We start from the raw sequence: 14,491 nt of genomic DNA, 5'->3' as shown, positions 1-14,491 counted from the left end.
ATCTCTCCGGCAGATCAGCAGCGGGGACAGACTCGCCCCGCCAAAAGTGCGCGAACCTTACGGGCTTTTGGGCAAATGTTAAGCCCGGTTCTGCGCGGCCGGCCTGCGTGGGAAATTATTGCTGAACGACCGGCGGGCTCGGCTGCGCGGCGCCCTGCCGTGCCCCGTTGCCGGGTGCAATCCCGCCGGGGGCACGGTTGGCAGGCGGCTTCTTCGCCCCCGCGGGCGCCCTGGGAGCGGCTGCCCCGGCCGCCGGATCCACCGCTCCGCCGGCAACGGCAGGCAACGCCTCGTCCGGCTCGACGGTGTCGTTCTGGGTCTGCCGTTCCATCGCCCTGAGCTTCGCGACGTTCTTCTGGTGCAGGTCGTAGGTCTCGGTGAAGGCATGGCCGCCGGTGCCGTCAGCCACGAAATAGAGATCGCGCGTGCGTGCCGGATTCGCCGTCGCTTCCAGCGAGGCGCGGCCGGGATTTGAGATCGGACCGGGCGGCAGGCCTTCGATCACATAGGTGTTGTAGGGCGAGGGCTGAGTGATCTCGCTGCGCTTGATCGGACGTCCCAGCGTCCCCTTGCCGCCGACCAGGCCGTAGATGATGGTCGGATCGGACTGCAGCTTGATCCGCTGCCTCAGCCGGTTCACGAACACCGCGGCGACGCGGCTGCGCTCGTCGGGCTTGCCGGTCTCCTTCTCCACGATCGAGGCCAGGGTCACCAATTGCTCGGGCGTCTTGACCGGCAGATCGGGACTGCGGCGCTCCCAGATCTCGGCGAGCACGCGCTTCTGCGCCTGTTGCATGCGCTGGATGACCTGATCGCGGCTGGTGCCGCGCGGGAACTTGTAGGTCTCCGGCAGCAGCGTGCCCTCGCGCGGAATCTCGCGGACGCTGCCGGTGAAGATCTCGTTGTCGGACAGGCGGGCGACAATCTGCTCGGAGGTCAGGCCTTCGGGAATCGTGACGCCATGCTGCACGACCTTGCCTTCGACGATCACGCCGATCACGTCACGCAGCGACGCATTCTTCTGGAACGCATACTCGCCCGGCTTCAGGTCGGAGCTTGCCTTCAATGCGTAGACGCCGCCAATGAATATCCAGGGATTGACGTCGATGACGCCTTCGCGCGCCAGCACGTCGGCGATGTCGCGCTTGCCGGCGCGCTGGGGAATGTTGACGATCCTGTCTTCCTGCAGCGGCCCGGCGGCCTCGAGGATCTGCCGGCCATAATAGTATGCCGCACCCGCCCCGATCATCGCGAGCAGAAGCAGCGTGATGATCGCATTGCCGACCACGACGAAGGGGTTGCGTGCCCGCTCGGAGCGGCGCGGCGGCGGCGGCACGCGTTCGGGCTCCAGCGCTGCGCGCGGACTGCGGGGCGAGATGGGCGGCCGTTCACTCATCGATGCAACCTTCAGTCCTGTCGCTCTCGTCGCGGCCGTGCGCTCCCCAACGCAAGCGACCAGAAGTCCACGCCCATCTCAACGATTCGTCATCGAATACGGCGAAAAGGTGTTTTCGCCGGGCCTCCCCGCCATGCACATCCGCTTACCGTATCGGCGTCCAAAGCCGACCGAGAAAGACCCGCGAAGTTAAAGACACGCGAAGTCTTGGGTTCTAGTGTGGCTGCAGTCGGATATCCGCGTGACCAAGTGACCATCGGTCCGAGCGGCACTCCGGCCTTCCGCACTAGCTCACCACGCGCCGCAGGATCACCGAAGCGTTGGTGCCGCCGAAACCGAACGAGTTCGACAGCGCCACGTTGATCTCGCGTTCGCGAGGCGCGTGCGGCACGAGGTCGATCGCCGTCTGCACCGACGGGTTCTCCAGATTGATCGTCGGCGGAGCGATGTTATCCCGAATCGCGAGAATGCTGAAGATCGCTTCGACGGCGCCCGCAGCTCCGAGCAGATGACCGATCGATGATTTGGTCGAGGACATCAAGACCTTTGAGGCGGCATCGCCGAGCAGACGCTCGACTGCACCGAGTTCGATCTCGTCACCGACCTGCGTCGAGGTGCCGTGGGCGTTGATGTAGTCGATGTCGGCGGCCGTGATGCCGGCACGCTTCAACGCCGCGCTCATGCTGCGGAAGCCGCCGTCACCATCGGGCGACGGCGAGGTAATGTGATAGGCATCGCCCGACAGGCCATAGCCGCAGACCTCGGCGTAGATCCGCGCGCCGCGCGCCTTGGCGTGCTCATACTCCTCGAGCACGACCACGCCGGCGCCCTCGCCCATGACGAAACCGTCGCGATCCTTGTCGTAGGGCCGCGAGGCCCGTTCCGGCGTTTCGTTGAACCCGGTGGAGAGCGCGCGTGCCGCGCAGAAGCCGGCCATGCCGATTCGGCAGATCGGCGACTCCGTGCCGCCGGCGACCATGACGTCGGCATCGCCGAGCGCGATCAGCCGGCTCGCATCGCCGATCGCATGCGCGCCCGTCGAGCAGGCCGTGACCACCGAATGATTGGGGCCCTTCAGCCCATGCTCGATCGAGACATAGCCCGAGGCGAGATTGATCAGACGTCCGGGAATGAAGAACGGTGAGACCTTCCGGGGGCCGCGCTCCTTGAGCAGGATCGCGGTGTCGGCAATGCCCGAGAGGCCGCCGATGCCGGAGCCGATCAGGGTGCCGGTCGCGCAGCGGTCCTCTTCCGTTGCGGGATGCCAGTTGGCGTCATCGAGCGCCTGACGCGCAGCCGCCATGGCGAAGATGATGAAGTCGTCGACCTTGCGCTGGTCCTTCGGCTCCATCCACTGATCGGCATTAAACGTGCCGTCATTGCCATCGCCGCGCGGCACCTGGCAGGCCACCCTGGCGGGCAGATCGGAGACGTCGAACGACTCGATCACGCGCGCACCGCTCTTGCCCTGAAGGATCCGCTGCCAGGTCGTTTCCACACCACAGCCAAGCGGCGAAACCATGCCAAGGCCAGTGACGACAACCCGCCTCATGTTCGTTTCTCCAGACCCGACCTTGAGCGCTTGTGAACCGGCTGACGGCCGTCGCGGCACCTCGGGTCAATTGTTCGAGCAACACGTTCTGGCCGGGCATCGCGTCCGAATGGTGCCTTGCCGGCCGCCAGATGACGGCCTACCGCATGCCGCCAACAGCAAGAAACCGGTCGACCGCACAAGACGGATCGGCCGGTTTCGCACAACTCTCGCCGGAGCGTCAGCTCTTGGCGTTCTTCTCGAGGAACTTGGTGGCGTCGCCGACCGTCAGGATGGTCTCGGCAGCGTCGTCCGGAATCTCGCAACCGAACTCTTCCTCGAAAGCCATGACGAGCTCGACCGTGTCGAGGCTGTCGGCACCGAGGTCGTCAATGAAGCTCGCGTTGTCGACCACTTTCTCGGGCTCGACACCAAGGTGCTCGACCACGATCTTCTTAACCCGCTCGCCAATCTCACTCATCGTTCAACCTCGTGCTTGTTCCTTTAAGACCCGACCCCCGGATGATCCGCATCACCCCGGCCGTCAAACTTCCTTCGCGATCGCGCAAAACCAGATTTGCCCCGCAGCGCCCCTTTACCGAAATTGGCGGACAACATGCGGTCCGAAAACTTCGGAAACGGGGCCACTCACAAACTCCAATCCACACACTCCATGAGGCCGGTACGCCTCCGATCCTGGACGCTCGAACAGGAACCCGGATCAGCAGCACCAGCCGGACGGAGGCCCGGCGAACGATGGCAGCTCGCCCCGCCAATATACAGGGTTTGGAAATCCTGCAATGGCGTTCTTCGTGCCCCCGTGAGCGGCTCGGTTACCATACACGCGAATCATTGACCACACGGCCCCGGCCCGTAAGCGCGACGTCTTTTCGCCGCATTCCGGGCCGCGGGCCAGGAGCTAGATCAAGAGCTAGATCATGGCCATGCCGCCGTTGACGTGGATGGTCTGGCCCGTGACATAGGCGGCCTCGTTGGAGGCGAGGTACACCGCAGCTGCAGCAATGTCCTCGGGCGTACCCAACCGCGCCGCCGGCACCTTGGCGAGGATCGACTCGCGCTGCTTCTCGTTCAGCGCGTCGGTCATCGGTGTCTTGATGAAGCCGGGTGCGATGCAGTTGGCGGTCACGCCGCGCTTGGCGTATTCGGCGCCGAGCGTCTTGATCATGCCGATGATCCCGGCCTTGGACGCGGTGTAATTGCCCTGCCCCGGATTGCCGGTCACGCCGACGATCGAGGTGATCGCGATGATGCGGCCAAAGCGCTTGCGCATCATCAGCTTGGTGGCGGCGCGCGACAGGCGGAAGGTGGCGGTCAGGTTGACCTTGATCACCTCGTCCCAATCCTCGTCGCGCAGCTGCACGAACAGGTTGTCCCGGGTGATGCCGGCGTTGGCGACGAGAATGTCGACCTGTCCCATGGCCTGCTCGGCAGCCGGGACCAGCGCCTCGACCTCGGCCGCATCCGACAGGTTGCAAGGCAGCACATGCACGCGGCTGCCCAACTCGCCCGCCAAGGTCTCCAGCACCTCGCGGCGCGTGCCGGACACGGCAACGGTCGCCCCCTGGGCATGCAATGCCTTCGCGATCGCATTGCCGATGCCGCCGGTCGCGCCGGTGACCAGCGCGGTCCTGCCACTCAGATCGAACATCCAACTCTCCTCAATGCCGCCTTACGCGACGCTCTACGACGTTTTGGCTGCAGCCAGCGCATCCTTGGCGGCCGCGATGTCCGCCGGCCCGCCGACGGCGACGCCCACTGCGCCCTCCGCGATCCGCTTGACCAGGCCGCTCAGCACCTTGCCGGCACCGATCTCGAAGAATCGCGTCACGCCCTGGCCCGCCATATAGGCGATCGATTCGCGCCACCGCACGGTCCCCGTGACCTGCTCGACCAGACGACGGCGAATCTCGTCGGGATCGCTGATCGGCGCGGCCAGAACATTGGACACGACCGGCGCGGCCGGCGCCTTGATCGTCACCTTCGACAGCGCCTCGGCCATCACATCCGCGGCCGGTTGCATCAGCTGGCAGTGGAACGGCGCAGACACCGGCAGCAACATGGCGCGCTTGGCACCCTTGGCACGCGCAATCTCGACGGCGCGGTCCACGGCAGCCTTGTTGCCGGAGACGACCACCTGGCCACCGCCGTTGTCGTTCGCGGCCTGGCAGACCTCACCCTGGGCCGCCTCTTCGGCCACGGCGACCGCAGCCTCGTAATCCATGCCGAGCAGCGCCGCCATCGCGCCGACGCCGACCGGGACGGCCTTCTGCATGGCGAGGCCGCGGGTGCGCAGCAGGCGGGCGGTATCGGCAATCGTCAGGCTGCCGGCGGCCGCCAACGCCGAATATTCGCCGAGCGAGTGGCCGGCGACGAAGGCCGCGTCTCGGCCGACCGAGAACCCCGCCTCCGTCTCCAGCACCCGCAAGGTCGCCATCGACACCGCCATCAGGGCGGGCTGGGCATTCTCGGTCAGTTGCAGGGTTTCGGCCGGACCTTCCCAGATGATGGCGGTCAGCTTCTCGCCGAGGGCAGCGTCGACCTCATCGAATACCGCGCGGGCCGCCGGAAATGCGTCCGCAAGCGCCTTGCCCATGCCGACGGCCTGGGACCCCTGCCCCGGAAAAGTGAATGCTGCCGTCATGGCCGCTCCCTGAACGTTCCAAAATCCCTGGAAATGAGTAACTTTGGCCGGAAAGACACTGGCAACGGCTGTCATGTCAAGCGCGTGACGGGCGCAATTCGACCACTTTCCCTTGCCTCGGCGCCGAAAATCGGTATATAGCGCGCCATCCGTGGATCCCGAGCCGGGAGCTGAACGGACGGTCCCAGCAAATTTCACCTGCTATTCCAGGCGACTTTGATGTGGCAGGGCCAGTCGGCCCGTCGTCCCGTGTTCCCGCCTTCTGAGCTGACGTCTGCGAGTCCTTTCCACAAGGGCTCGAAGGGCTTGACGCCGGGATTTGCGCCAACTTGGAAAGGACAGCCATGCCGCTTTACGAGCATGTTTTCCTCGCGCGTCAGGACGCGAGCACCCAGCAGGTGGAAGAACTGACGGCTCAGATGACCGGTATCGTCGAGGGTCTCGGCGGTAAGGTCACGAAGACCGAGAATTGGGGCGTTCGCTCCCTCACCTACCGCATGAACAAGAACCGCAAGGCGCACTTCGTGCTGCTCAACATCGACGCGCCGTCCGCTGCGATCGCCGAGATCGAGCGTCAGGAGCGGATCAGCGAGGACGTCATCCGTTACCTCAGCGTCCGCGTCGACGAGCTCGAGGAAGGCCCCTCGGCCATGATGCGCAAGGCCGATCGCGACCGTGAGCGCGACGACCGCGGCGGTGGCTTCCGTGGTGAGCGCGATGGCGGCGGCTTCCGTGGCGATCGCGGTGACCGTGGTGATCGCGGCCCGCGCCGGCCCCGTGACGAAGAAACTGCGGACGAGGAGTAAGATCAATGGCTGAAGCCCCCGCACGTCGCCCGTTCTTCCGCCGCCGCAAGACCTGCCCGTTCACGGGTCCGAATGCGCCGAAGATCGACTACAAGGATTCGAAGCTGCTGATGCGCTACGTCTCCGAGCGCGGCAAGATCGTGCCGAGCCGCATCACGGCGGTGTCCGCAAAGAAGCAGCGTGAGCTGGCCCGCGCCATCAAGCGCGCCCGCTTCCTCGGCCTGCTGCCCTACGTCATTCGCTGATTTCAGCGTCAAACCGGCGGCCTCGCGCCGCCGGTTCTCTTGACTCGAATTCTCATAAGGCTTCCGGGTCGTCCGGTTGCCGATGGTTGGGGCCTCGATGCCTCTAACCGCTCGAAGGGAGCGGGACAGCTGATGATCGCACCGATTCTCATCGCGCTCGCGGCAGGCGCCGCCGCCGCCGTCATGTTCGCCTCGATCGTCTCGGGCGTCCTGATTTCGCTTGCCCTGTTCTATCTGGCGCCGCTGCCGCTGATGGTGACCGCCATCGCCTGGGGCCCACTTTACGCCAGCATCGGCGGCATCGCCGCGGCGATCGGGCTCGGCCTGCTCGTCAGCTTCCCCTACTGCATCGCCTTCGTCGTGGCCGTGGCGCTGCCCGCCTGGTGGCTCGGGCACCTCGTGATGCTCGGCCGTGCGGCTGAGGCGACCTCGCCCGACGCGCCGGGTGCAATCGAATGGTATCCGATCGGTCGCATCCTGCTGTGGATCTCCGCCCTGGCGGCTCTCACGACCCTTGCCGCCCTGCTGACGCTCGGCACCGATGCGGACACGATCACCGGCACCCTGCGCCGCGCGCTCGCCCGGATCTTGAACGCCGCCGACTCTCCGTTGCCTCCGGACGCCGACCGATGGATCGACGCGCTCATCCGAATCGCGCCTGGAGGGGCGGCGATGTTCGCGACTCTGACGCTGAGCCTCAATCTGTGGCTCGCCGGCAAGATTTCCGCGACCTCCGGTCGGCTGCGGCGGCCCTGGCCGGACCTGCGAGCCACCGCGCTGCCGCCGATGACCCTGGTGGCGCTGCTGGTCGCCATCGGCTTCGCCTTCAGCAGCGGTCTTCCAGCCCTGATCGCCGTGATCGTCGCGGCGGCGCTGCTGATGGCCTACGCGCTGACCGGCTTCGCCGTGCTCCATACGCTCACGCTGGCGCTGCGCAGCCGCGCGCTGTGGCTGGGCTCGATCTACGTCGTCATCGTGCTGTTCATCTGGCCGGTGCTGGCGATGGTCGTCCTCGGCCTCGCCGACGCCGCCTTCGACCTCCGCCACCGCTTCGGCCCGCGGCAACCGCCGCCGTTGCCGGTGCCGTAGACCTTCAACCTCACACCAACCGCTTCCGAACATCTCAAGGAGAACATCGATGGAAGTCATTCTGCTGGAACGCGTCGCCAAACTCGGCCAGATGGGCGAGATCGTGAAGGTCAAGGACGGGTTCGCCCGCAACTTCCTGCTCAAGCGCAAGAAGGCGCTGCGCGCGACCGCCGAGAACAAGGCCAAGTATGAGGGCATGAAGGCCGAGCTCGAGGCCAACAACATCAAGGCCAAGGGCGAAGCGTCCAAGGTCGCCGAGAAGATCGACGGCCGCGACATCGTCATCATCCGCCAGGCCTCCGAATCCGGCCAGCTGTTCGGCTCGGTCTCGGTCCGTGACATCGTCGCCGCGCTCGCCGCCGACGGCATCACCGTCAGCCGTCCGCAGGTCTGGCTCGATGCGCCGATCAAGACCATCGGCCAGCAGAAGATCACCATCGCGATCCACCCGGAGGTCGAGACCTCGGTGACCGTGACGGTGGCCCGCAGCGCCGACGAGGCCGAGCGCATCAAGCGCGGCGAGGACATCTCGACCCGCCAGGAGGACCGCGACGCCGCCGCCGAGGCCATCGCCGCCGCCGGCGAGTTCTTCGATCCGGAGGCCCAGGACGAGGGCACCGCCGGCGAGACCGCCGAGCAATAAGCGCCCTCCAGCGCCGCTTGCAGAAAAGCCCGGCTCAGCGAGCCGGGCTTTTTATGTGTCTCATCGCGACGGCGACGACGGCACCGAGGGATCCGCCGGCACCGACTGGGTCGTCGCCGGCGCGGGGGTCACCGGCGGCACCGGATCGGCGCGCAGCGACGGCGCGGCGTCACTCGACCTCGGCGTCTCCACCTTCGGCGGCTCGGCGCGGGCGGCATTGTCGTCGCGCGCCGGCGACGGCCGGGTGGCCCCGGTGGAGTCGTTGCGCATCTCATCCGCAGCGGCTCCCTCCTGGGCCGGCTTCTTGCGCTTGCCGACTTTGCCTTTCTTGCCCGGCGCACTGCCCTCGCCATCGGCGGGCCCAGCGACCGGATCCTTGCCGTCCGCTCCGGCCTCGGGCTTCGGCTCGGCCGGCGCCGATGGGTCCGAACGCTTCGAATGGTGACGCGAGCGGCGGCGCGGCTCGGCCTGGCCGTCCGCCTCGGCGGCAGGCTTCGCCTCGGAAGGCTCGGCGGCAGGCGACCGGGCGCGGCGCTCGGACCGCGTCTCCTTGCCGTCCTTGCCCGAATGCCCCATGTAGCGCGCATCGGCCGCGCCGTTCGAGATCAGGTAGTTGGCGAGCACGCCGGCCATCTCGGGACTGGTCGTGTAATGCTGCCGCAAGAACCCCGGCAGCGAGCTCGCCGACGTGTTCTTGGCGAGGCCGCGCGGAGATTTGTGACAGACCACGCAGGTGCCGTTGTAGAGCTGAGAAGGCGTCTTGCCCGCATCCAGATTTTCCTGCGCCGCGGCCCCATTCGCGAGCATCGTGCAGAACACGGCCACCGCCGCCGCCAAATTGAGCGCTCGGCCCACCATCCTCATTCTCCAGCTATCGTTTCGCCCTCACGACGCGGTCTCTGCCCGATACCGCCGCCATGCTCCTCTTCACCGCCCGGACGCAACGACCGCAACCGCGGCCGCTTTGCCTGCGCGACGGCAGACCCATGAGCCCACTGCCGGCCCTCACATTCCGGCTGCCGGTGTTGCAACCGGCGGGCGCCTTTTTAGCGAATTGGCGAGGGAATGAAAGCGCACAGATCCTGCTGCGCGGAGATGTCCATCGCTCAATCTCATTTGAAATAACCGCTTTGTGTTCACCCGAGGGGCACCACCTATGCCCAACGACTAACATAAATTGAGAGGACATGGGAACCAAACGGGGCGGCATGCGTCGTGTGCGACAGCGGGAAAAGTCGGCATCTCACGGGGATAACTCGTTGGGTGGTGTGGATGGACCGTTTGTTGCGTCGTCTCCTCAGTCGTTTCATCTGCCGTGGCTCGATCAGCTTCACGACCGCTGACGGTGCGACATTCCGCTGCGGCGATGGCACGGGTACGCCGGTCGCCGCCAGGTTCCTCACCCGCGCGGCCGAGCGCCGGATCCTGACCAACCCCGAGCTCGCGCTCGGCGAAATCTACATGGATGGCTCCCTGGTCATCCAGCAAGGCTCGATTGCCGACCTGCTCGCGGTGGTGATGGATCAGCCGGAGATGGTGCCGCGATGGGCGAAGATGCAATGGTGGCTTCGCTATGGGATCAGACTGCTGCGTCAGCTCAACATCAAACAACGCGCGCGCCACAACGTCGCCCACCACTATGATCTCGACGGCCGGCTCTACGCGCTGTTCCTCGACGCCGACCGGCAATATTCCTGCGCCTATTTCGAGCGTGCGGACGCAACGCTCGATGACGCCCAGCTCGCCAAGAAGCGCCATATCGCCGCCAAGCTCATGATCGGCCGCAACGACCGCGTGCTCGACATCGGCTGCGGCTGGGGTGGTCTCGGCCTGTATCTGGCGGAGATCCTCGGCGCCGACGTCACCGGCGTGACGCTGTCGACCGAGCAGTTGCAGGTCGCCAGAGCCCGCGCTGGGGAACGGCACCTCTCCGACTCCGCGCGCTTTCTGCTCCAGGACTATCGCGACGTGCCCGGCACGTTCGACCGCATCGTCTCGGTCGGCATGTTCGAGCATGTCGGCGTCGCCTTCTACGACACCTTCTTCCGCCGTTGCGCCGAGCTGCTCGCCGAGGACGGCATCATGCTGCTGCATTCGATCGGACGCTCCGAGGGGCCGGACGCCACCAATCCGTGGATCGCCAAATACATCTTCCCCGGCGGCTACATCCCGGCCCTTTCCGAGGTGCTGCCGGCCATCGAACGCGCCGGCCTCCTGGTGTGCGACATCGAGATCCTGCGGCTGCACCACGCGCAGACGCTGAAGGCCTGGCGCGAGCGCTTCATGGCCCGCCGCGAGGAGGCCGTGCAGCTCTACGACGAGCGCTTTGCGCGGATGTGGGAGTTCTACCTGGCTTGTGCGGAGATGGCGTTCCGCAAGCAGAACATGATGAACTTCCAGATCCAGCTGGCCAGGCGCCAGGGCGTGGTGCCCATGACGCGCGACTACATCCATCACGAGGAGACCCGCCTGCGCACGCTCGAGCGCGGCATGCGGCCGGCACTGCGGATGGCAGGAGAGTAGTGAGCGCGAGCTGCGATCACTGACGGACCATCGAACGCCTCCGCTCGACTCTCGCGCGCCCGCAACTTCAATTTCGAGATGCTCACCCGACGAAAAGCACGCCCAAAGCGAGATCGCAGCGATCCGCCTCAAACTTTCGAACAAATCGTTCGATCTGTGAACTGGCTCACAGACCCCGTGAATGTCCGGCCGTAATGTTCCGGCATGTCCCAGAGCCCCACGCAAGCCATGTTGGAACCCAAGACCGACTTCAGCACCGACTACGCGCTGATTGCCGCCGGCGTGGGCGCATCCCTCATCGCGCTGCTGTATCTGCTGCTGGTCTGACGCCACGCGCCGCCCGGAAGCCCGCCCTTGCGGGCTGACCGCTGCCGGCTTCTTCTCCCGTCTTGCCCAGTCTTGCCCGCTCGCCGAGGCTCGCGGTTGCGCGGCGGTTCTCGCCCCCTGATTGAAGCGAAGTTCCGTTCCACCATGAGCGGCCGCGAGTCCCTCTGATCCCGTCAAGCACGGCATCTGGCGAGTCCGGATTCATCCACCAGATTTACCGGACGGTGAATAGCGCGCAGCTTTCGCTTCCGCTCAGGCAGCGACTGGCGCTTTATCCCCTCCCCTTCAAAGCTGCTAAACACGCATCCATGGCATTGACCGATTCGAACGTTCTCAAGCTGGCTCCCACGGACGCCGCCACGCCGGCCTATCGCAGCGCGCCTCACAACATCGAGGCGGAGCAGGGTCTGCTCGGCGCCATCCTGGTCAACAACGACGCGTTCTATCGCGTGTCCGACTTCCTCGAGCCGAAGCATTTCTTCGAGCCGCTGCATCAGACCATTTTCGAAACCACGGGCAGCCTGATCCGGATGGGCAAGGTCGCGACGCCCGTGACCTTGAAGACGTTCCTGCCGGCCGACGTCGACCTCGGCGGCATGACCGTCGGGCAATACCTGGCGCGGCTCGCAGCCGAGGCGACGACGATCATCAACGCGCAGGACTATGGCCGCACCATCTATGACCTGTCGTTGCGCCGCGACCTGATCGGCATCGGCGAGGACATGGTCAACGTCGCCTATGACGCGCCGGTCGATTTCGCCCCGCGCAACCAGATCGAGGACGCCGAGCGAAGGCTTTATGAGCTCGCCGAGTCCGGCCGCTACGACGGCGGCTTCCAGAAATTCTCGCAGGCGCTGACGACAGCGCTCGACATGGCCGCCAAGGCGTTCCAGCGCGACGGGAAGCTGTCGGGCATCTCCACGGGCCTGCGCGATCTCGACGCCAAGATGGGCGGCCTGCAGCATTCGGACTTGATCATCCTCGCCGGCCGTCCCGGCATGGGCAAGACCTCGCTCGCCACCAACATCGCCTACAACGTCGCCCAGGCCTACGTTCCGGAACTGCAGCCCGACGGCACCTATCGCGCCGCTCAGGGCGGCGTGGTCGGGTTCTTCTCGTGCGAAATGAGCGGCGAGCAGCTCGCCACCCGTATCATCGCCGAACGCTCCGGAATTCCATCGAGCCACATCCGCCGCGGCGGCATCACCGAGGCCGATTTCGAGAAGCTGCGCGAGTGCTCGATCGAATTGCAGTCGCTGCCGTTCTATGTCGACGAAACCGGCGGCATCTCGATCGCGCAGGTGATGGCCCGCGCCCGCCGCCTGAAGCGCCAGAAGGGCCTCGACCTGCTGGTGATCGACTACATCCAGCTGCTGTCGGGCTCGGGCAAGCGCGGCAACGACAACCGCGTGCAGGAAATCACCGAGATCACCACCAGCCTGAAGGCGCTGGCCAAGGAGCTCAGCGTGCCCATCATCGCGCTGTCGCAGCTGTCGCGCCAGGTCGAGAACCGCGAGGACAAGCGGCCGCAGCTGTCGGACCTGCGCGAATCCGGCTCGATCGAGCAGGACGCCGACGTCGTGCTGTTCGTGTATCGCGGCGAATACTACCTTGCCGCCAAGGAGCCGCGCCCCGGCACCGAGGAGCACCAGAAGTGGCAGATGGAAATGGATCTGGCGCTCGGCAAGGCCGAAGTGATCATCGGCAAGCAGCGCCACGGCCCGACCGGCACGGTCGAATTGCACTTCGACGCCTCGGTCACCCGGTTCGGCGATCTCGCCCATGACGGCATGGTGCAGCAGAACCACGACTATTGACCGTGTGCTGTTGAACGCAGACGCTGCGGCGCGTAAAAGCGCCCCATGAGTGTTCCCGAACCGAAACCCGCCGAGCAGCCCGCATTGGCTGACGATGTCAGCCAAGTTCCGGCCAGCGCCACGGGCGTGCTGACCATCGATCTCGACGCGCTCGCCGCCAACTGGCGCAAGCTGGAAAAGACCGCGGTGCCCGCCGAATGCGCTGGCGTGATCAAGGCCGACGCCTATGGCTGCGGCATCCCCCAGGTGGCGCGCACGCTCGCCGCCGCCGGCTGCAAGACCTTCTTCGTCGCGACGCTCGGCGAGGCCAGGACCGCGCGTGCCGCCCTGCCCGACACGGCCGCGCTCTACGTGCTCGACGGCTTCTTCCAGAACACCGGCGACGACTACGCGGCGATCAATTGCCGCCCGGTCATCGGCGACCTCAACGAGCTTGCCGAGTGGGACATGTTCTGCCGCCGCACCGGATGGAAGGGCGGTGCCGCCATCCATGTCGACACCGGCATGAACCGGCTCGGCCTGCCCCCGATCGATGCGCAGGGCATGATCCCGCGCATCCAGACCGGCGACCACGGCATCACCCTGGTGATGAGCCATCTCGCCTCGGCCGAGCAGGTCAACAGCCCCGCGAATGCGCGCCAGCTTGCGGCTTTCCGCGAGGTCACGAGCGTCTTCACGGGCGTGCCGGCTGCGCTCGCGGCCTCCTCCGGCATCTTCCTCGGCGCCTCCTTCCAGTTCGACATGGTGCGTCCCGGTGCGGCGCTCTACGGCGTCAATCCGACGCCGGAGGCCGACAACCCGATGCAGCCGGTCGCCGAGATCAAGGCCCGCATCGTGCAGCTGCGCGACCTCGCCCGCGGTGACGCCGTCGGCTATGGCGGCACCTGGACCGCGCGCCGGCCGACCAAGCTCGCGATCCTCTCCGCCGGCTATGCCGACGGCTATTTCCGCGCCGCCTCGTCCAACGACGGCACCCGCGGGGCCGACGTCATCATCGCCGGCCAGCGCTGCCCGATCGCCGGCCGCGTGTCGATGGACCTGATCGCGGTCGATGTCACCGACCTGCCGCCGAAAGCCGCCCGCCGCGGCCACTTCGCCACTTTGCTCGGCGAAGGCATCACCGTCGACGAGCTCGCGCATCATTTCGGCACCATCGGCTACGAAGTCCTGACCAATCTCGGCCGCCGCTACCACCGCATCTACAAGGGCGGTGCGGCGCCCGCGGAGAGCTGATCGTCTGACGGCGACGCTTGGCCAACGACGCGATGCCGTGCCCGTGCGCCACCTTCCGCTGTCATCGCCCGGCTCGACCGGGCGATCCAGTATTCCAGAGACGGCTGTGAGTCCTCGATGGGCCGCGGCGTACTGGATCCCCGCTTTCGCGGGGATGACGACCGCGTGTGAGGTGGGACCATTCGATCTCATTGGAGGCCACGCCTCCTCATTCTCGCG

Annotated in this window: 13 protein-coding genes; 7 read left to right on the top strand and 6 right to left on the bottom strand. The window is 66.2% G+C overall.

Features of this window, described 5'->3' with window-relative positions:
• Positions 1–115: 115 nt before the first annotated feature.
• From mltG to fabD, 5 genes are all read right to left on the bottom strand, one after another.
• On the bottom strand, positions 116–1,396 hold the full coding sequence (mltG, locus tag QX108_RS01775; RefSeq protein WP_315719864.1) for an endolytic transglycosylase MltG: 1,281 nt from the start codon (positions 1,394–1,396) through the stop codon (positions 116–118).
• Positions 1,397–1,682: 286 nt separating this feature from the next.
• Positions 1,683–2,948, bottom strand: a complete 1,266-nt coding sequence (gene fabF / locus QX108_RS01770) for a beta-ketoacyl-ACP synthase II (protein ID WP_172131979.1) — start codon at positions 2,946–2,948, stop codon at positions 1,683–1,685.
• A 220-nt stretch (positions 2,949–3,168) separates the two neighbouring features.
• On the bottom strand, positions 3,169–3,408 hold the full coding sequence (locus tag QX108_RS01765) for an acyl carrier protein (RefSeq protein WP_006610957.1): 240 nt from the start codon (positions 3,406–3,408) through the stop codon (positions 3,169–3,171).
• A 450-nt stretch (positions 3,409–3,858) separates the two neighbouring features.
• Positions 3,859–4,596: a 3-oxoacyl-[acyl-carrier-protein] reductase gene (gene fabG / locus QX108_RS01760; RefSeq protein ID WP_172109347.1), complete on the bottom strand. Its 738-nt coding sequence runs from the start codon at positions 4,594–4,596 to the stop codon at positions 3,859–3,861.
• Between the two features lie 33 nt (positions 4,597–4,629).
• Positions 4,630–5,589 carry an ACP S-malonyltransferase gene (fabD, locus tag QX108_RS01755; RefSeq protein WP_172109348.1) on the bottom strand — a complete coding sequence of 320 codons (960 nt, stop codon included), beginning with the start codon at positions 5,587–5,589 and terminating at the stop codon, positions 4,630–4,632.
• A gap of 344 nt (positions 5,590–5,933) precedes the next feature.
• Between fabD and rpsF the strand changes: the two genes are divergently transcribed.
• The 4 genes from rpsF to rplI all read left to right on the top strand — a co-directional run bounded on the left by rpsF (position 5,934) and on the right by rplI (position 8,372).
• Positions 5,934–6,395: a 30S ribosomal protein S6 gene (rpsF, locus tag QX108_RS01750; protein WP_315719863.1), complete on the top strand. Its 462-nt coding sequence runs from the start codon at positions 5,934–5,936 to the stop codon at positions 6,393–6,395.
• Between the two features lie 5 nt (positions 6,396–6,400).
• Complete coding sequence (rpsR, locus tag QX108_RS01745) at positions 6,401–6,640, top strand: 30S ribosomal protein S18 (RefSeq protein ID WP_006610961.1); 240 nt, start codon at positions 6,401–6,403, stop codon at positions 6,638–6,640.
• A gap of 132 nt (positions 6,641–6,772) precedes the next feature.
• Positions 6,773–7,729, top strand: a complete 957-nt coding sequence (locus tag QX108_RS01740; protein WP_315779203.1) for a DUF2232 domain-containing protein — start codon at positions 6,773–6,775, stop codon at positions 7,727–7,729.
• Positions 7,730–7,778: 49 nt separating this feature from the next.
• A complete protein-coding gene (gene rplI / locus QX108_RS01735) occupies positions 7,779–8,372 on the top strand; it encodes a 50S ribosomal protein L9 (protein ID WP_315779205.1) in 594 nt (197 codons plus the stop codon).
• Positions 8,373–8,432: 60 nt separating this feature from the next.
• Here rplI and QX108_RS01730 read toward each other — a convergent pair whose 3' ends face one another.
• Positions 8,433–9,230: a hypothetical protein gene (locus QX108_RS01730; protein ID WP_315779207.1), complete on the bottom strand. Its 798-nt coding sequence runs from the start codon at positions 9,228–9,230 to the stop codon at positions 8,433–8,435.
• A 414-nt stretch (positions 9,231–9,644) separates the two neighbouring features.
• On the opposite strand from QX108_RS01730, the gene QX108_RS01725 reads away from it, so the two are divergent.
• The 3 genes from QX108_RS01725 (at position 9,645) to alr (ending at position 14,272) form a co-directional block, all read left to right on the top strand.
• Entirely contained in the window at positions 9,645–10,895 is a 1,251-nt protein-coding gene (locus QX108_RS01725) for a cyclopropane-fatty-acyl-phospholipid synthase family protein (RefSeq protein ID WP_315779209.1), read from the top strand.
• Positions 10,896–11,530: 635 nt separating this feature from the next.
• Positions 11,531–13,039, top strand: a complete 1,509-nt coding sequence (locus QX108_RS01720) for a replicative DNA helicase (protein ID WP_172109353.1) — start codon at positions 11,531–11,533, stop codon at positions 13,037–13,039.
• Between the two features lie 45 nt (positions 13,040–13,084).
• Positions 13,085–14,272: an alanine racemase gene (gene alr / locus QX108_RS01715; protein ID WP_315779211.1), complete on the top strand. Its 1,188-nt coding sequence runs from the start codon at positions 13,085–13,087 to the stop codon at positions 14,270–14,272.
• Positions 14,273–14,491: the final 219 nt, after the last annotated feature.

This window comes from Bradyrhizobium sp. SZCCHNR1002, assembly GCF_032381435.1.
Lineage (GTDB): Bacteria > Pseudomonadota > Alphaproteobacteria > Rhizobiales > Xanthobacteraceae > Bradyrhizobium > Bradyrhizobium aeschynomenes.
Note: the sequence above shows the minus strand (reverse complement) of the source record. Positions and strands in the feature narration are given on the sequence as shown.